This window comes from Streptomyces venezuelae (assembly GCF_008642295.1).
In the GTDB taxonomy this organism is placed as follows: Bacteria; Actinomycetota; Actinomycetes; order Streptomycetales; family Streptomycetaceae; genus Streptomyces; species Streptomyces venezuelae_C.
In genome coordinates this window covers 7189078-7210781 of the sequence record NZ_CP029190.1, presented here as the reverse complement: position 1 = coordinate 7210781, position 21704 = coordinate 7189078, and the positions used below count along the sequence as shown (strand labels likewise).

The window sequence follows — 21704 nt, the reverse complement described above, 5'->3', positions numbered from 1 at the left end:
ACCGCTCCCCACTTCACATCCCCGAAGCGTGCGGCCAGCAGGCTAGTCCACCGGCGCTCTGTGAGCCCCGCCCGGCCCCGCCGCGCCGGCACAGTGGCCCGGCGCGGCGCGGCGGTGGAACGGTTCAGAGGTCCCGCAGGATGTTCTCGCCCAGGGATTTCCGTACGGGTCTTCCCGCCGCCGAGCGCGACGGCGGCGGGTGCGGCCCGGTTCCGAGATGCCGGTCGGGGGTGGGTTGCAGGTCGGGCGGGGTGCCGAAAAGGGCGGCTCCGGAGGGGGCGAGCACTCTGGGCGGCTCGCCGCTCCCTCTGCTGAGGGTCCCCCAGGCGAATCCGACGATGCCGGCCTGGAGCCGTGACTCCACGTCCAGCTTCGCCAGGATCTGCGCCACGTGGGCCTTGGCGGTGCGTTCGGTGATGGCGAGGCGGACCGCAATGGTCCGGTTGGATGCCCCCTTCGCGAGGAGCTGGAAGACGTCGAACTCGCGTTCCGACAGCAGCGGCACACGAGCCAGGACGGCCTCCCAGGCGCGGTCCTGGGGCACGGGGCCCCGGTCGGTGACGAGGTAGGAGCCCCAGGCGTGCTGGCTCCAGGTGTCTGCGGCGTTCATGGTGTGGTCGGACTCCTGAGTTCTGGACCGTGGGATGGGCCGTCGGCGGTGCCGACGGATCGGCGCAGGCCGTGCGGGGCCTGCAGGTGGCGCGTGACGCTCCTTCACGGACGGCCCGTCGGTGGGGGAACGTCCCTCGGGACGGGCACCGCGCGCATCGGGGGAGCACGTGCGGGGACACATGGAGTTCCGCTCGGATCCGGGCACGCAGGAATCCCCGAGGTGCGGAGGCCGGGTGGCCCGGCCCTCCGTACGGTCGTCGCGTCGCGGCCGTCATGGCGGGCGACGGCCGGTGTCGGCGGTGACGAAGGTGTTGGAGGTGACGACGGTGACGGAGGTGTGGGCGGGTCCGGCCGGGGCCGTGCGGTCCGGGCCTGAAGTCCGGTCGGGCGCGGCGCAGAAGTCCGCAGGCCCCGCTCGTTCGAGGGGGCTGCCGACGGGCTCAGTGCAGAGGACGGACGGCGAGCGCGGACCGGCCTCCGGGTGCGCGGCGGATGCTCGCAGCCACCCGGATCCGCCCCCGCGGGCCGGTTACCGTCGTACGCGCACCGCCCCGGGCGGGGGCAGGTTCCGGGAGGCGGCACAGGCGTTGGCCGGTTCGCACTGCCCGAGGGTGCCGGGGGGCGGCTGCCCACAGGGGGTCCGCGGTGGGCTGAGGTGGGTGCGGTAGCGTCCGGCCTCTTCGAGACGGCAGGAAAACCGGGTTCCGCTGGGGACGGCCGGTCGGAAGTCGCGGGGCATTGCGGCGGCCCGGCGTCGATTATGGACGAGGGTCGTCACGCGTAATTCGGCCGCCTGCCCCATGCCGTTCCCCTTTGCTTTTCCAGCCGGCCGGGCGGCAATTATCGGCCACCCGCTTTTCAGCCATAAAGAGGCACGGTGCGGGACACCGGGGAGATCGCCGTACGGGCTCCCCGGAGCCGCGCATCCGCAGACATGATCATGGTAAAGGTCCGCCAGGTCACAGGGTGCACGCCCCTCGCCCATGACAACTCCCCCGGGTGTCTTGAAGGAATAGGTGGCCCGGACGCAAATGGTCGACGCGTTCTCGGCGACGAAGGGCGTTACTCCCTGGTCACCACGTATGTCACGCTACTCGACGTATTCCTGTGGAGGCAATGTGTGATCCAATATCTGAGACACCATCCGGCTGAAAATCAGCCGTCATCGGTCCGGATTTCTCGCTTTTCTGTTGCGGGATAAACCAGAAACAAAGATGCGCCCGCCGGCGCATGGCCGGCGGGCGCATCGGGTCGGTCCGGCCGGGGGTACGGCCGGGAGCGTGGGGACGGATCTACGGGACTCCGGCCAGGCGCAGCAGTGCCGCGGTACCCGCGGCGGCGAGCACCACCACCAGGAACGGCGCCTTGCGCCAGGCGAGTACGCCGCCGACGGCGACGCCGGCGGGCCGGGCCACACCCGCGAAGTCGGCGCCCTCGGCGAGTGCCGATGTGGCGGCGAGGGCGGCGAGCAGGACGACCGCGGAAACCTCCAGCAACTTCTCCGCCCGCTGCGGAAAGGTGACCCTGGCACGCAGCGCCGGGCCGGAGAGGCGGAGCAGGAAGGTGCCGCCCGCCAGGGCCAGCATCGCGGCCAGGGCCGGCACCACGGGTACGGCGTCGCTCATCGGACGGCCCCTTCGGCTGAATCACAGGACTCGGCAGGATCGGCAGGATCGGCAGGGCCAGAAGGATCAGAAGGATCAGAAGGGTTGGACCCGTCCTGCCGGGCCGACAGGATCACGAACAGCGGCAGCGCGGCGAGCGCGACCAGGACGGGCAGGCCGGCCGGCAGGAACGCGACCGCCGCCAGGGCCAGGGCGCAACCCGCCAGCGCGGTCCGCCGCAGGGCCCGCTCCTTGAGGGCGGGCAGGATCAGCGCCACGATCACCGCGGGGAACATGGCGTCCAGACCCAGGGTCCCGGTGTCCTCCACCACGCTTCCGAGCAGCGCCCCGAGGGCGGCGCCGGCCGGCCAGCAGACCAGGATGCCGAGGCCGCAGGCCCAGTACGCGGCCCGCTTGCGCGGCAGGCCGTCCTGGGCGATGGCGAAGACGACCGTCTCGTCGTTCATCAGGTGCGTGCCGAGCATCCGCCGCCAGCCGCGCCCCAGCACATCGGGGACCGCCAAGCCGAACGGCAGGTGGCGGGCGTTGACCAGGAGACCGGCCAGGAGCGCGGCGATCGGGCTGCCGCCGGCCGCGATGATCCCGACGAACAGGAACTCCGACGACGCGGCGAGGACGAGCGCGCCCATCAGGACGGGGAACCACCAGGCGAAGCCGGCGGTGACCGAGACGGCGCCGTACGAGACGCCGATGACGCCGACGGCCAGGCAGACGAGGGCGATGTCGCGTAACGGACCCCGGTCCAATGTTCTCCATATCGAACGCATGGCGTTTATGATGAACAACACGACCAGCGTTCGTCAAGGCGAACAATCGACCACTGGAGTGAACGACATGCCCGATGCCGATCCCGCCCTCAAGCCCCCGCTCGAAATGATTGCCGCGTCCCTGCGGGCGGAGCGGGTACGGGCCGGGCTCTCCCTCACCGAGGTGGCCCGCCGGGCCGGACTGGCCAAGTCCACGCTCTCGCAGCTGGAATCAGGCGCCGGAAACCCCAGCCTGGAGACGCTGTGGGCGCTGTGCGTGGCCCTGGAGATCCCGTTCTCCCGGCTGCTCGCCGCCTCCAGGCCGCAGGTCCAGGTGATCCGCGCGGGCCAGGGGCCTGCGGTGGACTCCGCGCAGAGCGCCTACCGCGCGACCCTGCTCGCCGCCTCACCGCCCGGCGCCCGGCGCGACGTGTACAGCATCGCGGCCGAACCCGGGCCCCAGCGCTCCTCCGCCGCGCACCTGCCCGGAGTGGTGGAGCACGTGGTCATCAGCTCCGGCCGGGCCATGGTGGGCACCGCCGACGAACCGGTCGAGCTGCACCCGGGGGACTACATCTGCTACCCGGCCGATGTGGCGCACGTCTTCCAGGCACTGGAGCCCGGGACCACGGCCGTGCTCGTCTCCGAACACCACTGAGCGCCGGGCCGGACCCGCAGGGGTCCGGTCCGGCGCTCGCCGCCGCGGCGGCGGGGCGGCTCAGTGGCCCATGCCCAGTCCGCCGTCGACCGGCAGCACGGCGCCGGTGACGTACGCGGCGCCCTCGGAGGCCAGGTACTGCACGGCCGCGGCGATCTCGTCCGCGTGGGCCCCGCGGGCCAGCGGCACCCGGTCCAGCATGGCGGCCCGCTGCTCCTCGCTCAGCGCCCGGGTCATGTCCGTCTCGACAAAGCCCGGCGCCACCACATTGCAGGTGATCCCGCGGGCGCCGAGCTCGCGCGCCACCGACCGGGCGAATCCGACCAGGCCGGCCTTGGAGGCCGCGTAGTTGGCCTGCCCCGCCGAGCCGAGCAGGCCCACCACCGAGGAGACCAGCACGATCCGGCCCCGCCGGGCCATCAGCATCTCCCCCGCGGCCTGCCGGACCACCCGGAAGACACCGGTCAGGTTGGTGTCGAGGACGTCGGTGAAGTCCTCCTCGGACATCCGCATCAGCAGCCGGTCACGGGTGATGCCGGCGTTCGCCACCAGCACCTCCACCGGCCCGTGCGCCTCCTCGACCTCCCCGAACGCCCGCTCCACCGCGTCGGCGTCGGTGACGTCGCAGGTGACGGCGAGGCACCCCAGTTCCTTGAGCTCCGCGGGCGGCTCGCCGGTGCGGTACGTCACCGCGACCCGGTCGCCCGCCTCGGCGAACGCGCGCGCCACCGCGAGGCCGATGCCCCGGTTCCCGCCGGTGACCAGGACCGAACGGCTCATCTCTCCACGCACCCTTTCTCTGTCTCAGGTTCTGTGCCGGCCCGGGCCGCAGGCGCGGCCCACCGGGTCAGGCGATCTTGTGGACCCAGCCGAACGGGTCGGGCCGGAGCCCGGTCTGAATTCCCGTCAGCTCGGCGTGCAGACGCGTGGTGACCGGGCCGGGCTCCCCGCCGCCGATCGTCCAGTCGCCGTCTGCGCTGCGTACGAAACCGACCGAGGTGATCATGGAGGAGGTCCCGCAGGAGAACACCTCGGTCAGCGCTCCCGACTCCGCGTCGGCCCGCCACTGCTCCACGCTGATCCGGCCCTCCTCGGCCTCGTAGCCGAGTTCGGCCGCCAGGGCCAGGACCGAGTCCCGGGTGATGCCCGCCAGCAGGGTGCCCGACAGTTCCGGGGTGACCAGCTTCGAGCCGTAGACGAAGAAGAGGTTGCTGGTGCCCATCTCGTCCACCCAGCGGCGCTCCGCCGAGTCCAGCCACACCACCTGGTCGCAGCCCTGCTCCCGGGCCTGCGCCTGGGCGACCAGGGTGCCCGCGTAGTTGCCGCCGCACTTGGCCTCACCGGTCCCGCCGGGCGCGGCCCGCGTGTAGTCCCGGGACAGCCAGACGGTCAGCGGCTTGGCCCCCGCCGTGAAGTAGGAGGCCGCGGGCGAGGCGATCACCATGAACCGGTAGGCGGCGGACGGCCCGTAGAAACCGATCGTGTGCTGCGTCGCGATCATGAAGGGGCGCAGGTAGAGGCTGTGCCCCTGCTGCTCCGGGACCCAGTCGCGGTCGGCGGTCACCAGCAGTTCCAGCGCCTCGACGAAGGTCTCCTCCGGCAGGGCCGGCATGGCCATCCGCTCACAGGAGCGGTTGAACCGGGCTGCGTTGGCGTACGGGCGGAAGGTGGCCACGGTCCCGTCCGGACGGCGGTAGGCCTTCATGCCCTCGAAGACCTCCTGGCCGTAGTGGAAGACCTGGGCCGAGGGGTCGAGGACCAGCGGGCCGTAGGGGTGCAGACGGGCGTCGTGCCAGCCGCGTTCCCGGTCCCAGTCGATGCTGACCATGTGGTCGGAGAACACCTCGCCGAAGGCGGGTGCCTCCAGGCGGGCGGCCCGCTCGGCGGCGGGCAGCGGGTCGGCCGGTTCGATGGTGAAGGTGATGGTCATGGCTCGCTCCGGAGCGTCGCAGGGATACCGGTTCGTTTCTCGGGTCGCCGTGTCACAGCGGGGTGTTGGCGTGTTTGCGGTTGGGCTGCTCCGCGTGCTTGGTGCGCAGCATCCGGAAGGAGCGGATCAGCACCGACCGGGTGTCGGCGGGGTCGATCACGTCGTCCACCAGGCCGCGCTCGGCCGCGTAGTAGGGGTGCATCAGCTCCGAGCGGTAGTCCTTGACCATCCGGTCCCGGGTCGCCTGCGGGTCGTCGGCCGCGGCGATCTCCCGGCGGAAGATGACGTTGGCGGCGCCCTCGGCTCCCATCACCGCGATCTCGTTCGTCGGCCAGGCGTACGACAGGTCCGCGCCGATGGAGCGGGAGTCCATCACGATGTACGCGCCGCCGTACGCCTTCCGCAGGACCAGGGAGATCCGCGGGACGGTGGCCTCGCAGTACGCGTAGAGAAGCTTCGCGCCGTGCCGGATGACCCCGCCGTGCTCCTGGTCCACCCCCGGCAGGAACCCGGGCACGTCCACCAGGGACAGCAGCGGGATGTTGAAGGCGTCGCACATCCGCACGAAGCGGGCCGCCTTTTCGCTGGCCCGGATGTCCAGGACGCCCGCCAGCGACACCGGCTGGTTGGCGACGATGCCGACGGGCTGGCCGCCCAGCCGGGCCAGCCCGCACAGGATGTTGGGCGCCCAGCGCTCGTGGACTTCCAGGAAGTCTCCGTGGTCGACGATCTCCTCGATGACCTTGCGCATGTCATAGGGCAGCTTGCCCTCGGCCGGCACCAGGGACAGCAGGGCGTCGCAGTACCGGTCCTCGGGGTCGGTGGCCGTGGGGGCGGGCGGTTCCTGCTGGTTGTTCGAGGGCAGCAGGGACAGCAGGTAGCGGACCTCGTCGAGGCAGGTCCACTCGTCCTCGTACGCGAAGTGGCACACCCCGGACAGCTCCGCGTGCACGTCGGCGCCGCCGAGCCGCTCCTGGGTGACGTCCTCGCCGGTCACCGCACGGACCACGTCCGGTCCGGTGATGAACATCTGCGAGGTGCCGCGGACCATGAAGACGAAGTCGGTGAGTGCGGGAGAGTAGGCGGACCCGCCGGCGCACGGTCCGAGGATCACCGAGATCTGCGGGATCACCCCGGAGGCCCGGACGTTGCGGCGGAAGATGCCGCCGTAGCCGGCGAGCGCGGAGACGCCCTCCTGGATACGGGCGCCGGCGCCGTCGTTGAGGGAGACCAGCGGGGCGCCGGCCGCGATGGCCATGTCCATGATCTTGTGAATCTTCTCCGCGTGCGCCTCGCCGAGGGCACCGCCGAAGATCCGGAAGTCGTGGGCGTACACGAACACGGTCCGGCCCTCGACCGTGCCCCAGCCGGTGATCACACCGTCGGTGTGGGGCCGGCGCTCCTCGATGCCGAAGCCGACGGCCCGGTGCCTGCGCAGCTGCTCGATCTCGTTGAACGACCCGGGGTCCAGCAGCAGTTCGATGCGTTCGCGGGCGGTCAGCTTGCCCTTGGCGTGCTGGGCTTCGGTCGCCCGGTCGCTGGGGCCCCGGAAGGCCGCCTCCCGGGTCGCGTGCAGCTCCGCCACCCGCCCGCGGGCGTCGTTGCCCGGCTGCGGCGCCCGGCGGGGGGATTTCTGCTGGACGGTCATCTACTCTCGTTCTCCTTCCGGGGAGGCCGGCACGGCCGGTACGGCGAGGGCGGTGACGAGTACGCCGCCCGAGACCCGCCAGCGGCCCGTGAGCCGGGCGGGCACAGCAGGTGCACCGGGCACCTCGGCGGAGAAGGTCCCCGCCGGCGCATCGAAGCGGACCCGGGCCTGCCGGAAGCCCAGGAAGCGCCCGGTGGCCGGGAACCACGCCTTGTAGACGCTCTCCTTGGCGCTGAACAGCAGCCGGTCCCAGCGCACTTCGGGCCGGCCGGCGAGCAGCTCCGCCACGTGCGCGCGTTCCTCGGGCCCGGCGACGAACTCCAGCACCTCGGCGTCCAGCGGCAGGTGCGGCTCGGCGTCGATGCCCAGCGCGGCGATCTCACCGCGCCGGGCCACCGCGGCGGCCGTGTAGCCGCGGCAGTGGGTGATGCTGCCGACCACCGAACGGGGCCAGCTCGGCGCCCCGCGCTCCCCCACCGGGATCGAGCCGGCGGGCGTACCGAGCCGTTCCAGGGCGCGGTGCGCGCAGTACCGCCCGTTGCCGAACTCCCCGCGCCGCCGCGAGGCGGAGCTGAGCAGCGAGGCGGTCTCGGCCCGGTGGGGCACGAACTCCGGGTGGTCCTGCGAGGACTCCCAGGCGGCCACCGGCGGGGGCAGCAGGTCCGCGATCACCACCGGGCCTCCACCAGGTCCCCGGCCGCCGGTACCACGGCGGGGCGGCAGCGCTGCCGGTGTGCGCCCAGGCCCGCCACCTCGGCCTCGACCAGGTCCCCGGCCCGCAGGTACGGCTGGTCCGGCCGGCCGAGGGCGACTCCGCCGGGGGTGCCGGTCAGCACCACGTCGCCGGGGTGCAGCACCATGAAGCGGCTCAGGTACCAGACGAGGTGCGCCACGTCGAAGAGCATGTCCGCGGTGGAGCCGTCCTGTACGAGCCGGCCGTTGACCTTGCAGGTCAGCCGGAGCGCCTGCGGGTCCCCGGCCTCGTCGGGGGTCACCAGGTACGGCCCCAGCGGGCCGAATGTCTCGAAGGACTTGCCCTTCACCCACTGCCCGCCGCGCTCCAGCAGCCAGCTGCGCTCGGAGAGGTCGTTGGCGGTGGCGAATCCGGCGATGTGCCCGGCGGCGGCTGCCCGGTCGGGCAGGTAGCGGGCGGTCCGCCCGATCACCACCGCGAGTTCGACCTCCCAGTCGGTCTTGTCGCCGCCCGGGGGCAGCAGCAGGTCGTCGTGGGGGCCGACCATCGTGGAGGGCGCCTTGCTGGAGACGATCGGCTCGTCGGGCAGGGCCAGCCCCGCCTCGGCGGCGTGCGCCCGGTAGTTGAGTCCGATCGACAGCAGGTGTCCGCCGGGGCGGACGGGCGGCCCGATCCGCTCGGCGGCCGGATCGACCTCCGGCAGCCGTGCGCCCTCCCGCTCCAGCCGCGCCGCCAGGCCCCGCAGCACGTCCGGGTCCAGGTGGGCGCCCGTCCAGTCCGGCACCCACGCGGACAGGTCCCGGACGGTGCCGCCGGGGCCGACGGCGCAGGGCCGCTCCCGCCCCGGCGGCCCGATCCTCAGCAGGCGCATGTCAGCCGGCCGCCGGGCTCTGCTCGAGGTACTTCTCGAAGAAGTGGATCTCTTCGTCGGTCAGCCGCCGGGGCCGTCCGGCCCGGTAGTCGAACGGTGCCATCACCGTGGAGGCGGTGGCGTAGACGGTGTCCCCGTCCCGGACGACGTAGTCGATGGCCACGGTCGCCGACTGGAGGTCGGAGACCCACATCTCGATCTCCACCGGCTCGTGCCGGTGGACCAGCTGCCTGCGGTAGCGGATGGAGTGCTCCACCACCACCGAGCCGTCCCGGAAGAAGGCGTCGCCGTCGGTCGGTGCCATCCGGAAGACGAAGTCGACCCGGGCCTCCTCCAGGTAGCGCAGGTAGGAGACGTTGTTGACGATGCCGTAGACATCCATGTCCGACCAGCGGATCGGGCAGGGGTAGGTGTGGCGTGCCATCAGGACCGGTCTCCTTCCGCGGCGGCCGGGCCGTGGGCGCCGGTCTGCGCCTGGAAGGCCGTCACGTAGTCGTCGGCGGCGATCGGCGCCCGGAGCAGCTGCGGGGTGAGGCCGAACCCGTCGGTGAGGGTCTGTACGTACGGAAGCAGGTCCGCGCAGAGGGCGTCCGTCTGGGCGGCGATGTCCTCGACCTGGGCGGCGGTCAGCACCCCGCGCGCCAGGTACCAGCCCGCGTCCCGGCCGACCTCGGTCAGTCCGTACAGCGCGGTCAGCAGGTCCAGTGCGGCGCGGGACTCCTCGGTCTGCGCGGCGTCGGCCGCCTCGGCGAGGCATTCGAGCGCGGTGCGGACGCCGCGCGCCCGGGCCATTTCCAGGCCGGTGTTGATGGTGGCGTTCCACGCCTCGAAGTACGTCCGGTCCACGGAGTCGTCGGCCATGGCCGTGCGGGCCCGGCGCAGCAGCTCCTCTTCACGGTGGCGCAGGGCGGCGGTCAGGAACCCCGCGTCGCGCAGGTCGCGGCCGTGCGGGTCGGGCGCGGCGGCCGGCTCGGTGTCCGCGTCGCCGCCGGCGATGATCTGCCCGGCGGTGGTGGCCAGCAGCACCTGGTTGTCGCCCTCCGCGGTGACCAGGCCCTGGAGCAGGGAGCCGTAGTCCGCGATCCGGTTGACGCTGAAGATGCCCTGGGCGCCGCAGCGTTCCCGGCATACGGCGATGACGTCGGTCATCTCCCAGGTGGACAGGGCCTTGGTGATCGACACCAGGTGGTTGAGCTCGGCCGGCACGGCGTTCCGGGGTGCCTCGGTGAACTCCCGCTTGGCGTGGTTGAGCAGCAGTGTCATCGCGTACGTGCGGGCCAGCGCGGTGAACAGGGCCAGCTGGTGGCTGCGGTACTCGATGACGGGCAGGTCGTTGCGGCCGGGGGCGTTGGTGAGGCGCTGCACCGCGTAGCGCAGGGCGATGTAGACGCTCGCCCGGCCGGCGCCGGTCGCGGCGCTGGAGACGCACAGCCGTCCGGGCAGGATGCGGCTCATGGCCCGCAGGAAGCGCTTGCGCTGGTTGCCGGAGGCGGGGCGGAACACGCCGTCCTCGCCGAAACCGCCCATGTCGCCGTGGAGCAGGTTGCGGCGGGGAATGCGTACGTGGTCGAACCAGGTGAGGCCGTTGTCCAGGCCCTGCACCGGCTTCTCGGGGCAGGGGGCGGCGTGGATGCCCCCGCACAGCGTGGTGCCGTCGCTGATGCGCACCAGGAACGGGAACACGCCGTGGTCCTTGCCGTGCGCCTTCAGGCGGGCCATCACGACGGCCAGTTTGGGGATGTCCTGGAAGCCGCTGTAGGACATGTACTTCTGGGCGAGCGCGTCCGGGGTGTTCAGGACGAAGGTCTCGGTCTCGGGGTCGTAGACGGCCTCGGTGCGCAGCGCGGCCACGTTGTTGCCGTAGCCGAGTTCGGTGGCCATGTAGGGGCTGAAGGAGTCCAGCCGGTCCAGCTCGTCGACCAGGTCCTTGAGGTCCTCACGGTCGCCGTGCTCGACGACGGTGCCGAAGGCAAGGTTGTAGTGGACCATCAGCAGGGAGAACGTCGATACGTCCACCAGCGAGGGCCACTCGGCGAGGGCGAAGAGCCGCCACGGGTCGGCCAGGATCTGCCGCGGGCTCTCCAGGGCGCCGTGCACGGCGCGGGACCGCTCGTAGGCGAGCTTGCCGGCACCGGTCATGTCCAGGCCCTCGCGCGGGTCGAACACCGGGTCCAGCAGGAGGTCGTGGAGGTCCTTGTGGGTCTGCTCGTACCTGCCGTCGAAGAGCAGCCGCGTGAGGTCGGCGGAGGCCGACGAGGTCATCTGAGGGTCCTTTCCAGCGGTTCGGATCGTGCGGTCGGCCGGCCGGTGGGCGGGCGAAGTCGGCGGGGCGGGGGTCGGTGGCCGGATTCCGGTCCACCGCCCCCGCGCCGCTCGTACGTGCGGTCGCCGCCGTGGGTGCCGTCGGTGCCGTCGGTGCCGTCAGGCGGACGCGATCAGCAGGGCGGCGTTCTGGCCGCCGAAGCCGAAGGAGTTGCTCAGGGCCACCTCCACCCGGTGGTGGCGCGCGGTGCCGTGGACGACGTCCACCTCCACGCGCGGGTCGACCTCGGTGGTCCCCGCCGACGGCGGGATGACACCGTGGTGCACCGTGAGCGCCGCGAACGCGGCCTCGATGGAGCCGGCGGCGCCCAGCGGGTGCCCAGTGACCCCCTTGGTGGAGCTGACCTGGACGTCCGACCCGGCGACCCGGCGGATCACGCCCGCCTCGATCACGTCGTTGAGCGGGGTGGACGTGCCGTGGGCGTTGACGTAGCCGATGTCACTCCCGGTCAGCCCGGCGTCGGCGAGCGCCGCCCGGACCGCCAGTTCGGCCCCCTTGCCCTCGGGGTGCGGGGAGGTCACGTGGTGCGCGTCCGCGGAGGCGCCGTACCCGATCACCCGGGCCACCGGCCGTACGCCGCGCGCCCGTGCGTGCTCCTCGGACTCCAGTACGACCACACCGGCGCCCTCGCCGAGGACGAAGCCGTCCCGGCCCGCGTCGAAGGGGCGCGAGGCGGTCTGCGGGTCGTCCAGCCGCCTGGACAGGGCCCGCATCCGGGCGAAGGAGGAGACGTACAGCGGGGTGATGGGGGCTTCGGCGCCACCCGCCACCACGATGTCGGCCAGTCCGGAGCGGATCAGCTCGCGGCCGAGGCCGATCGCGCTGGCGCCCGCGGCACACGCCGTGCACGGGGCCATGCAGGGGCCGTTGGCGCCGATGTCGATGGCGACCTGCCCCGCGGCCATGTTCAGCAGGCCCATGGGCAGGGTCATCGAGGAGACCTCGGAGGGCCCCTCCTCGATGAGCACCCGGTGCTGCTCCTCCAGCGTGGCGGTGCCGCCGGCCCCGGAACCGAGGATGACGGCCACCCGCGAGCTGTCCGCCCACTCGCCGGGGGTGAGCCCGGCCTGCGCCAGGGCCTCGCGTGCGGCGACGATGGCGAACTGGGAGTAGCGGTCGAACTGCCAGGCGGCGCGCAGGCCCTGGGTGCCCGGGTCGAAGTCGGGCACCCGGCAGGCCATCGTCACCGGCAGGCCGGCGAGGTCGGCGTGGTGCGCGGCCGTCGCCCGGCCGTCGACCACCCGGTCCCAGCTCTCCTTGACGCCGACCCCGGCGGGCGTGACGAGCCCGATGCCGGTGATGGCCGTGGCGAATCCGGTCATCAGACCGCGGCGCCCTTCTGCTCGACCAGGGCGACGATGTCCGCGACGACGGAGACCTCGGACAGCTCCTCGTCGGTGATGGCGATGCCCAGGCGCTTCTTCAGGGCGGTGGCCAGCTCGATCTGGGAGAGCGAGTCGAGGCCGAGGTCGTCGAAGGTCGCGTCGGCGACGACCGTGGCGGGGTCGAGGTCGAAGCGGGCGACGAAGACCTCGACGACGGAGTCGTGGACAGAGCTCATGGTTTCCTCCTGGAAGTGGGATGGATCGATGCTGGTGCTGTGCTGGTGCTGGTGCTGGTGGTCAGTCGACGGGTTCGGCGGAGATCTCGGGCCAGACCAGGACGGTCGAGCCCCAGGACAGGCCGGCGCCGAAGGCGGAGAGCAGCACCCGCTGGCCCGCCTTGAGGTCACCGCGGGCGGCGTAGTCGTTGAGCAGCAGCGGCACGGACGCCGAGAGGGTGTTGCCCACCCGGTCGATGTTCACCGCGACCCGCTCCTCGGGGACCTCCAGCTCCTCCGCCACCGCCGCGACGATGCGGATGTTGGCCTGGTGGCCGACGAACCAGTCGACGTCGGCGACGGACCAGTCGGCCCGCTTGAGGACCGTCTGCGCGGACTGCGTCATCCGTTCGACGGCCTGGGTGTAGAGGGCCCGGCCCTCCATCCGCAGGTACCAGTCCTCGGTGGGGACGGAGGTGTGGCCGAGGCCGCCGCTGGCGGACCGCTGGCGCGAACCGCCGGCCGGGATGGCCAGCAGGTCCGCGAGGGCGCCGTCGCTGCCGAGGTCGAACGGACCCAGCGCGCCGGGCTCGTCGGGCTGCCCGCGGCGCAGCACCACCGCGCCCGCCCCGTCGCCGAAGATCGGTGCGGTGGCCCGGTCCGCGGGGTTCACCAGGGTGGTGAACGCCTCGGACCCGACGAACAGCACGGTGTCGGCGGTGCCCGACTCGATCAGTCCGGCCGCGGTGGCGAGCCCGTACAGGAACCCGCTGCACGCCGATGTCAGATCGAAGGCGGCGATCGTGCCCAGCCCCAGCCGGGAGGCGACCTCCGGAGCGACCGCCGGGCAGAGCCGTTCGGGCGAGGTGGTCGCCACGACGAGCGCGTCGACACCGCTCAGCCCGGCCGAGCTCAGGGCCCGGGCACCGGCCCGTACCGCGAGTTCGCCCGTCGACAGACCCTCGGAGACGACCCGCCGTTCCCGGATTCCGGTCCTGGTGCGGATCCACTCGTCGGTCGTGTCCAGCGTGCGTGAAAGATCGTCGTTCGTGACCGCGCTGGGCGGGAGGTACCCCCCGATCCCGGTGACCACTGCCGCCATTGACCCACCCCCTCGTAGAGGCCGCATACACGGCCCGACCTGGCGTCCACAGACTTGCCGACACGGCTGTCACCAGGCAATTGGCCCTTGGTACACCCAACCTCGAGCGCGTATCGAGCGTGTACCAAGGGCCAATTGACCCCCCGGTCGGGCCGGTGCGAGCCTCCCGGCTATGAGCACGACAACCTCTGATCTCACCGATCTCGCCGGGCTCCTCGCCGCACTCCTCCCCGCCGGACGGGTGGTTACCGACCCGGTGCGGCTGGCGTCGTTCGCACACGACGAGGCAGCCGGCGCCCCGTACGTCCTGCCCGCGGCGGCGGTGGAGCCGCGCGACACCGCCGAGGTCGCGGCCGTCGTCGCGTTCTGCGCCGAGCGCGGCGTGCCCGTGGTCGCCCGTGGCGCCGGGACCGGCCTGTCCGGCGGGGCCAACGCCATGGCGGGCTGTGTGGTGGTCTCGTTCGCGGCCATGAACCGGATCCTGCGGATCGACGCGGACGAGCGGCTGGCGGTGGTGCAGCCGGGAGTCGTCAACGACGACCTGCGGGCCGCCTGCGCCGCCGAGGGCCTGTGGTACCCGCCGGACCCGGCGAGCGCGCCCTGGTCGACCATCGGCGGGAACGTCGCCACCAACGCGGGCGGGCTGTGCTGCGTGAAGTACGGCGTGACGCGCGACTACGTGCTCGGCCTGGAGGCGGTCACCGGCCGCGGCGAGGTGGTGCGGCTCGGCCGCCGGACGGCGAAGAGCAGCGCGGGCTACGAACTGGCCGGCCTGCTGGTCGGTTCGGAGGGCACGCTCGGCCTGGTCACCGAGATCACCGTGCGGCTGCGCGGGCAACGGGCGCCCGAACACACGGTGGTCGGCTCCTTCCACGACCTGCCCGCCGCGGGCCGGGCCGTCGCCCGGGTGGTGGCCTCCGGAGTCGTCCCCAGTGCGCTGGAGCTCGTCGACCGCTACTGCCTGCGCGCCGTGGACGAGTGGAAGAACACCGGGCTGGGCGAGACCGGCAACGTGCTGCTGCTGGCGCGCTGCGATGCGCCCGGCGAGGCCGGGGTGCAGGAGGCCGACACCGTGCTGTCCTGCTTCCGGGCCGCGGGTGCCACCTGGAGCGCCCGCTCGGAGGACCAGACCGAGGCGGATGCCCTGTTCGCGGCACGGCGCCTGGTCTACCCGGCGCTGGAGCGCCAGGGCCTGGTGCTCAGCGAGGACATCTGCGTACCGCGCACTCTCGTTCCCGAGATGCTGGCCCGGCTGGAGGCCACCGGCCGCGAGCAGAACGTACGGATCGCGGGCCTGGCGCACGCCGGCGACGGCAACCTGCACCCGATGATCGTGGTGCCGCGCGGCGACGACCGCGAGCTGGCGCGGGGGCGGGAGGTGTTCGAGACCATCGTCGAGGAGGCGGTCGCCCTCGGCGGCACGGTCACCGGCGAGCACGGGGTGGGCCTGCTCAAGATGCGCGGGCTGGTGTCCGAGCTCGGTCCGGGGGTCCTGGACCTGCACCGGGGCATCAAGCGGGTCTGGGACCCGGCGGGCATCCTCAATCCGGGGAAGGTCTTCACCGCTCAGCCGTGAGGGGGCCGGTGCGGGGCGGGCCCGGATGGCGGGTCGCGGCCTCGGATGGCAGCCTGGAGGAGAAGCCACAGGGGCGGGCCGTGCCACGTGCCGCACCATGCGTTGCCGTGGCACCTCCCTTGCCGGAAACCATGCCGGTATCCACTGCCGGCATCCGCTGCCGGCATCCGCTGCCGGAAACCCCTGTCCGTGTCCGCGGGAGGTGGACCTCCTTGAACAGGCACCCTTCGCTCACCCTCACCGGAACCGCCCGCGGCCTCGCCGTGGCCGGCGTCCTGTCGGCCGTACTGGTACCGGTCACGGCACCACCGGCGACGGCCGTCACATGCAGCGTTTCCGCTTCCAACCGAGCCCCGAGCAGCAGCAACGACAGCGCCTCACGCAACGCCGTGATCTGCCTCATCAATGCCGAGCGCACACGGCGGGGCCTGCCCGCACTCACCGTCAACCAGGCCCTGACGACCGCGGCGCAGCAGCACTCCGCCGCCGCCGTGCAGCAGAAGTGGTGGGGCCCGAACAAGGACTCGCACCGCAACCCGCAGACCGGTTCGACACCCCTGAGCCGGATCAGGGGCGCGGGCTACTGCCCGAACCCCAGGTCCTGGGGCGTCGCCGAGATCACCTACAACGGCTGGGGCGGCTCGGGCACCCCGAAGGCCGCGGTCAACTGGTGGACGAACGTCAGCACATGGGGCCACCGCGAGAGGGTCCTGGACCCGTCGATGCGGGAGATCGGCGCCTGGGCCCAGCCCGGCGCGGCCGATCCGGCCGGAGCCGGCGCGAGCCAGGCCGGAACGTACGTCGTGACCTTCGGACACTGCCGGCAGTGAACCGGCCGAATGCCCGGCCCGGACTCCACCGTCGATTGTCAGTGGTGGGTGCGAGGATCGGAGCATCGAGTCGGAAAGAGGGGGAGCGGCCATGTCCGGAAACCAGAACTACATCAATCACGTTGCTCTTGTGCTGGATGCCAGTTCGTCCATGTCACATCTGAGCGGCAAGGTCGTCGAAGTGGCCGACCAGCAGATTGCCTATCTGGCCCGCCGATCGCAGGAACTCGACCAGGAAACGCGCGTCACGGTGTACGTGTTCGCGGACCAGGTGGAGTGCGTCATCTACGACAAGGACGTGCTGCGGATGCCGTCCCTGAAGCAGCTGTACCGGGTCGGCGGAATGACGGCACTGCTGGCGGCCACGCTCACGTCGCAGCGGGAACTGGCGCAGACGGCCCAGCTGTACGGCGACCACAGCTTCCTGACGTTCGTGCTGACCGACGGACAGGAGAACGCAAGTCACCGCTGCCCGGACGCCCCCAGCAGGAACCCGCGTGAACTGGTGCAGGCCGTCGCCTCGTTGATCGAGACCCAGGAGGACAACTGGACCCTGGCCGTGCTGGTGCCGGACCAGATGGGCAAGCGCGAGGCCATGCAGTGCGGTTTCCCGAAGGACAATGTGGCCATCTGGAACGCCACCAGCACCCAGGGGCTGGAGGAGGCCGGGCAGGTCATCCAGGAAGCCACCGAGAAATTCATGGTGGGCCGCACCAAGGGTATTCGGGGATCGCGGGCGGTGTTCTCCACCGGTGCGGATGCGGTCAACGAAAACACCATCAAGGCAGCCGGCCTCACCCCGGCGAATCCGTCGGATTACCAGCTGATTCCGGTGGCGCGCGAGGCGGCGATCCGGGACTGGGTCATCGAATGCGGGCACACTTATCGCACCGGTGGCGCGTTCTACCAATTGAGCAAGTCGGAGAAGATCCAGGCGCGGAAGCAGATTGCGGTGCTGGAGAAGAAGACGGACCGGGTGTACACGGGGCCGGAGGCCCGCGCCCTGCTCGGCCTGCCGGACAGCGAGGTGCGCATCAAGCCGGACCACAACGACGGGTTCACGATCTTCGTGCAGAGCACCAGCGTGAACCGGAAGCTGGTGCCGAACACCCGGCTGCTGCTGATGAGCTGACGCTGATACTGGTCCTGACGCTGACGCTGACGGTCACTTCTTCAGCTTCCCGCAGGCATCCGTGCGGCTGCCCGCGGGAAGCAGTCGGCGTTCGCCCTCGGTCAGTGCACGGGCGGCCAGGTCGCAGGCACGCTTCCGCCAGATCTCCGGGTCCAGCAGCAGCACCTCCACGGCCGAACCCTCCGACCAGGCGAGCCGGCTGCCGTCCGCCGACCAGTCGCCCGCGGCCCCGTATCCGGGGGTGAAGTGGAACAGCTCCTTGCCCCGCTTCACATCCCAGAAGGTGAAGGAGTTGGCCGTGGCCACCGTGCTCAGCCGGTCCGGACTGGGGAAACCGTTCAGCCACTGGACACCCTGATAGGCCAGGGTCTTCCACTTCTTCCGGTCCATGTCCCGGACCCTGAGTGCGCCGGAGGTCGTGACCACGGCCAGCTGCCGGCCGGTCTGGTCGAAGGCCATCTGCCGGGGCACGCCCTGGTCGGAGGTGAAGGTGTCGACCACCTTGCCCTCCTTGAAGTCCCAGATCTGGATCTCGTCTCCCCCGGTGCGCACCGCCGCCTGTTCGTGACCCGTGCGGGCCGAAGCGAAGACGGTAGCCGCCCGCGTCGAGATGTCCACCAGCTCCTGGACCGGCGGCTGGTACGTCTTGCCCGCCCGTGCGCCGGACCGGAGGTCCCAGCGGGACACATAGGAGACGGCCGAGACCACGGCGTGGTCGTCACCGTCGAACCAGACGTTGACCCCGGCCGGGGTGCGGCCGGTACGGGGATCGGCGCGGGCCGGATCGATGCCCGGGGGCGCGGGCAGCTTCAGGCGGCGGACCTCGGCGAGTGCGGGGCCGCCGCCCGCCGCGTTCAGGTCCCAGACCAGCACCCCGAGACCGTCCGCCGTGACGGTCAGCAGCCGCTTTCCGTCCGGGCTGAACAGCGGATGGTTCCGCGCGAGCGGGGCCGAGGGGTACAGCGCGGCGAGCTGGCGGCGCGATGCGAGGTCCCACAGGCGCAGGGTCTTGCCGTCCGCATCGATACTGGCAACCCGGCCGTGGTCCGCGTCCATGGTCCGGATCAGGCTGGTGAGCATGGCACTGTCGAAGCCGGTCGGCCTGGGCACCTTGGCGACGACCACGGTGGCCCCGACCTCGACCGCCACCTTCATGGCGTCGGGCGGTCCGGCGAGACTGATGGCCGGCAGCTCGGCGGAACCGGCGATGACCTCGTCCTGCTGCGCGGCGGCGGGCAGGTCCAGCGTGGCGGGCAGCCCTTCCTGAAGGTCCATCACCAGGAACCGGTACCGGCCCAGAGTCGCCCCGAACCGCTGCGCGGGATTGAGCAGGAAGCGGCCGGTGCGGTCGAGCCGGGGCACATAGAGCGGGCAGACCAGGCCCAGCTGACTGATGCTGTACTGCTTCTTCACCTTCGGCTGCCCGGTCAGGTCCCAGGCCTGCAGTACCCCGTCGGCAGTGCACCGGACGAGCGTGGAACCGTCCCCGCTGACCGAGACCGGGCCGGTCTCCTGGGTGCCCCAGGTCTGGTCGTCGCGGCGGCCGTCGGAGAGCTGCCAGCGCGCCAGCCTGCCGTTCGCCCCGGCGGCAGCGCCCTCCGGGACGATCCGGCCGACCACGGTGTCGCCGCCCGGCCCGAACCAGGCGTGCAGGACGTTCCAGCCGGCGGGCGGTGCAAGGATTCCGCCGATCCGGTTTCCCTCGGCCGCCTCCCACACCGAGACCCCTTCTCCGGGGACGGCGGTGAGCACCCTGCGCCCCGAGTCGTCGAAGCGGAGGTCGGTGGCTGCCCGGGCGTTGTGCTGAGCCTGCTCCGCGGTACGCAGCTTCACGGTCCGCCAGCTGCCGTCGGCCGCTTGGACGCCCGTGGTGATGAGGCCGATGGGATTGGAGCCGGCGACGGTGCGGCCGTCGGGTGAGGCCGTGGACAGACGGGCGGTTCCGGTCCGGATCTGGGAGAGACGTGGCGCTCCCGTGCCGAGGTCGGCCCTCAGTACATCGCCGTCGTGCAGACCTATGGTGACCCGGCTGCCGTCTGCGCTGAGGGCCGCGTCCCGTACTGCGCCCCTGCCCTCCAGCGCGATCTGTTCCACGTGCCGCATGCGGACGTACTGCTCGAACAGGGCCGCTTCCGCCTCGGGCCCGGGAGCCGTGCGGTAGGCGGCGGCGCTCATCAGAGCCGATGCGGTGAGCGATACGTCGTCGAGCCGCCCCGCCAGCTGTGCGAGCTGCGGGGAGGCGGCGCGCCGCAGGTCCTCGTCGAGCTTGCCGTTCGCCCCGTAGAGCAGCCAGGAGGCGAGGACGGCGATGACCAGCAGGATGCTCAGGACGGCGAGGGCCATCTGATTGATCTTCCTGCGCCGCACCGCGTGCGAGGCCTCCAGAGCGCGGCGCTCCAGGCTCGCCTCGAGGAACTCCCGCTCTTCTGCCGTGAGTTCATCGCCTCGGGTCCGGGTGTGGGCGACGGCGTCGTCGAGCGGCACCCCCGTCAGGAGCTGGTCATGGGCCCGGTCCAGCTCGTGCCAGCGGTCGAGGTCGCGCCGGAAGCCCGCGCGCCAGATGAGGAACTCCCGGTCCTGCGCCACCTGGTGGGCCAGGGTGGGCCAGGCGCCGATCAGCGCTTCGTGGGCCAGCTCGACGCTCTGACCGCGCTCCGGGTCCCCGCCGACGACCAGGATCCGCCGCTCCGCGAGCCGGCCGGCGATCCGCCACCGTTCCTCCCCCGCATCGGCCCGGGTCAGTACCCCGCGCAGCGGGGCCTCGCTCCCCGGCAGGAACCGGACCAGCGCCGTGAGCAGGCGCAGGGCCTCGTCCCGCTCGGCCTCCTCGACACAGTCCCGCCAGGCGGCCTCCGCGTGGCGGCCCAGGGCTCCCCGGACCCCGCCGATCTCCTCGTAGGAGTCGAACCTCAGCCGCCCCAGGGCCTGTTCGTCCCAGAGCCGGGCCAGGACGAAGCCCAGCAGCGGCAGGGCCCCGGGCTCGGCACCGGCGTCGTCCAGCATCCGGCCGACCAGGCCCGGGTCGTACGACAGGCCGGGAGTGCGGGACAGCGGGCGCAGGATCACCTCGGACATCTGGGCACGGCTCATGGGCAGCAACGGCCGGACGGCGGCCCGGTCCAGGGCGGGGCCCAGGACCGGGTGCGCCAGGGCCGTCTCCAGGAAGTCGGCCCGGAGCGTGAGGAGTACCCGGAGCCCTGGGGGATGCGGCTCGGGGAAGAGCAGCCCCGCGGTGTCGTCGTCCGTGCGGCCGGGGTCCGCGAGCATGGCCTCGGCCTGGTCGAGTACGACGAGCAGCCGATCGGCGTGGTCGCCCAGGGCGAGGCGGGCGGCGACCGCCAGGCCGTGGCGGGCCAGGGATTCCTCCAGCTCCCGCAGTTCCGTCGGACCGACGCCCGGTTCCGGACCGGTCTGCGGCTCCGGGCCGGTGCCCCGTGGCGGCCGGGTCAGCCGGGCCAGCTCCGCCGCGAGGGCGGTGCGTACGGGGAGGCCCTCGGCGGCCCGCACCACCAGCACCTCGTGGCCCCGGGCGCGGAGCCGCGGCGATACCCCGGCCAGGGCGAGGGAGGACTTCCCGCAGCCGGAGGGCCCGACCAGGGCCACGCAGGGCCGGGTGCCGGAATCCAGGAGGGCGGTGACGTCCGCGGCCTCGGCGTCCCGGCCGAAGTACACATCCGCGTCCGCCTCCCGGTACGCGGCGAGGCCACGGAACGGGGAGACTGGGCTGAGGACGGGTTCGAGTGCCGGGATCTCCGCGATCAGGGTCCGGGTGGGGATCATAAAGCTCTGGCGGGCGCCGGAGAGCTGGGCGGCCACGACCATCCCGACCACGGCCCCGGTCTGCTCGTCCCAGACGGGGCTGCCGCTGAAGCCCTTGTCCACGGGGACGTCCTGCCGGTGGGCACCGGAGAGCTGCACCCAGCCCTCGGCGGTCGGACCGCGCAGGCGGCCGGCGTGCCAGATGCCGCCGGGAGAGGAAGCGGGGAACCCCGCCACCCGCACCGGGTGCTGCCATACGCTCGGCGGCGAGGCCATGGCGAGGGAGGGCTCGCCGGGGAGCGGGGCGCGCAGCCGCAGGACGGCGATGTCCCCGGTGCCGTCCGCCCGTAACGGGACCCAGTGCGCCACCTCGGCCGCGCCCGGACCGGCGGTGCTCGAGGTCCCGGCAGCGCCTGAGGTCCCGGGGGTCCCGGAGAGCGGCCGGTCGAGGGTCAGGGCGCCCGTCGGCGCCGGGACCTGTTCGCGCGGCAGTCCCAGCGCGTCGGCGACGACATGCGCGCAGGTCAGCGCGAGGTCAGGGGCGACGAGGAAGCCGACGCCGCCGACCTTCCCGTCCGGGCCGGCGATACGGACGATCGCGGAGCCCAGCGCGGCGTCCGGGGTCGGCGAACCTCCTGTGGTGGTCATCCCGCGCCCC

Annotated in this window: 18 protein-coding genes; 4 read left to right on the top strand and 14 right to left on the bottom strand. The window is 72.4% G+C overall.

Annotated features, from left to right (window positions below):
• Positions 1–124 precede the first annotated feature (124 nt).
• The 3 genes from DEJ50_RS32170 to DEJ50_RS32160 all read right to left on the bottom strand — a co-directional run bounded on the left by DEJ50_RS32170 (position 125) and on the right by DEJ50_RS32160 (position 3004).
• A complete protein-coding gene (locus DEJ50_RS32170) occupies positions 125–610 on the bottom strand; it encodes a helix-turn-helix domain-containing protein (RefSeq protein WP_223838005.1) in 486 nt (161 codons plus the stop codon).
• A 1294-nt stretch (positions 611–1904) separates the two neighbouring features.
• On the bottom strand, positions 1905–2237 hold the full coding sequence (locus tag DEJ50_RS32165) for an AzlD domain-containing protein (protein WP_150211566.1): 333 nt from the start codon (positions 2235–2237) through the stop codon (positions 1905–1907).
• Positions 2234–3004 carry an AzlC family ABC transporter permease gene (locus DEJ50_RS32160; RefSeq protein ID WP_150211565.1) on the bottom strand — a complete coding sequence of 257 codons (771 nt, stop codon included), beginning with the start codon at positions 3002–3004 and terminating at the stop codon, positions 2234–2236. Before DEJ50_RS32160 ends, DEJ50_RS32165 begins: the two co-directional genes overlap by 4 nt.
• A gap of 67 nt (positions 3005–3071) precedes the next feature.
• Here DEJ50_RS32160 and DEJ50_RS32155 point away from each other — a divergent pair, with 67 nt between their 5' ends.
• Positions 3072–3641: a helix-turn-helix domain-containing protein gene (locus DEJ50_RS32155; protein WP_150211564.1), complete on the top strand. Its 570-nt coding sequence runs from the start codon at positions 3072–3074 to the stop codon at positions 3639–3641.
• Between the two features lie 60 nt (positions 3642–3701).
• Here the strand turns inward: DEJ50_RS32155 and fabG are convergent, their stop codons facing one another.
• From fabG to DEJ50_RS32105, 10 genes are all read right to left on the bottom strand, one after another.
• Positions 3702–4421: a 3-oxoacyl-[acyl-carrier-protein] reductase gene (fabG, locus tag DEJ50_RS32150; protein ID WP_150211563.1), complete on the bottom strand. Its 720-nt coding sequence runs from the start codon at positions 4419–4421 to the stop codon at positions 3702–3704.
• A 67-nt stretch (positions 4422–4488) separates the two neighbouring features.
• Positions 4489–5571 carry a branched-chain amino acid aminotransferase gene (locus tag DEJ50_RS32145; protein WP_150211562.1) on the bottom strand — a complete coding sequence of 361 codons (1083 nt, stop codon included), beginning with the start codon at positions 5569–5571 and terminating at the stop codon, positions 4489–4491.
• A 52-nt stretch (positions 5572–5623) separates the two neighbouring features.
• Positions 5624–7219 (bottom strand): acyl-CoA carboxylase subunit beta, encoded by a 1596-nt coding sequence (locus DEJ50_RS32140; RefSeq protein WP_150211561.1) that lies wholly within the window; start codon positions 7217–7219, stop codon positions 5624–5626.
• Positions 7220–7894, bottom strand: a complete 675-nt coding sequence (locus tag DEJ50_RS32135; protein WP_223838004.1) for a 4'-phosphopantetheinyl transferase — start codon at positions 7892–7894, stop codon at positions 7220–7222. It abuts the gene before it with no gap.
• Positions 7888–8784 (bottom strand): fumarylacetoacetate hydrolase family protein, encoded by an 897-nt coding sequence (locus DEJ50_RS32130; RefSeq protein ID WP_150211560.1) that lies wholly within the window; start codon positions 8782–8784, stop codon positions 7888–7890. Before DEJ50_RS32130 ends, DEJ50_RS32135 begins: the two co-directional genes overlap by 7 nt.
• Position 8785: 1 nt before the next feature.
• Complete coding sequence (locus tag DEJ50_RS32125; RefSeq protein ID WP_150211559.1) at positions 8786–9208, bottom strand: acyl-CoA thioesterase; 423 nt, start codon at positions 9206–9208, stop codon at positions 8786–8788.
• Positions 9208–11046 carry an acyl-CoA dehydrogenase gene (locus DEJ50_RS32120; protein WP_150211558.1) on the bottom strand — a complete coding sequence of 613 codons (1839 nt, stop codon included), beginning with the start codon at positions 11044–11046 and terminating at the stop codon, positions 9208–9210. The genes DEJ50_RS32125 and DEJ50_RS32120 overlap by 1 nt, the downstream gene beginning before the upstream one ends.
• Positions 11047–11205: 159 nt before the next feature.
• Positions 11206–12429, bottom strand: a complete 1224-nt coding sequence (locus tag DEJ50_RS32115) for a beta-ketoacyl-[acyl-carrier-protein] synthase family protein (RefSeq protein ID WP_150211557.1) — start codon at positions 12427–12429, stop codon at positions 11206–11208.
• Positions 12429–12668: an acyl carrier protein gene (locus DEJ50_RS32110; protein ID WP_150211556.1), complete on the bottom strand. Its 240-nt coding sequence runs from the start codon at positions 12666–12668 to the stop codon at positions 12429–12431. Before DEJ50_RS32110 ends, DEJ50_RS32115 begins: the two co-directional genes overlap by 1 nt.
• A gap of 61 nt (positions 12669–12729) precedes the next feature.
• Positions 12730–13749, bottom strand: a complete 1020-nt coding sequence (locus tag DEJ50_RS32105; RefSeq protein ID WP_150211555.1) for a beta-ketoacyl-ACP synthase III — start codon at positions 13747–13749, stop codon at positions 12730–12732.
• Positions 13750–13921: 172 nt separating this feature from the next.
• On the opposite strand from DEJ50_RS32105, the gene DEJ50_RS32100 reads away from it, so the two are divergent.
• From DEJ50_RS32100 to DEJ50_RS32090, 3 genes are all read left to right on the top strand, one after another.
• Complete coding sequence (locus DEJ50_RS32100) at positions 13922–15325, top strand: FAD-binding oxidoreductase (RefSeq protein WP_150211554.1); 1404 nt, start codon at positions 13922–13924, stop codon at positions 15323–15325.
• 212 nt (positions 15326–15537) lie between these two features.
• Positions 15538–16155, top strand: coding sequence for a CAP domain-containing protein (locus DEJ50_RS32095; protein ID WP_223838003.1), 618 nt, complete (start codon positions 15538–15540; stop codon positions 16153–16155).
• 91 nt (positions 16156–16246) lie between these two features.
• Positions 16247–17287, top strand: coding sequence for a vWA domain-containing protein (locus DEJ50_RS32090; RefSeq protein ID WP_150211552.1), 1041 nt, complete (start codon positions 16247–16249; stop codon positions 17285–17287).
• Between the two features lie 33 nt (positions 17288–17320).
• On the opposite strand, the gene DEJ50_RS32085 is transcribed toward DEJ50_RS32090, so the two are convergent.
• Entirely contained in the window at positions 17321–21694 is a 4374-nt protein-coding gene (locus DEJ50_RS32085; protein WP_150211551.1) for a trypsin-like peptidase domain-containing protein, read from the bottom strand.
• Positions 21695–21704 lie beyond the last annotated feature (10 nt).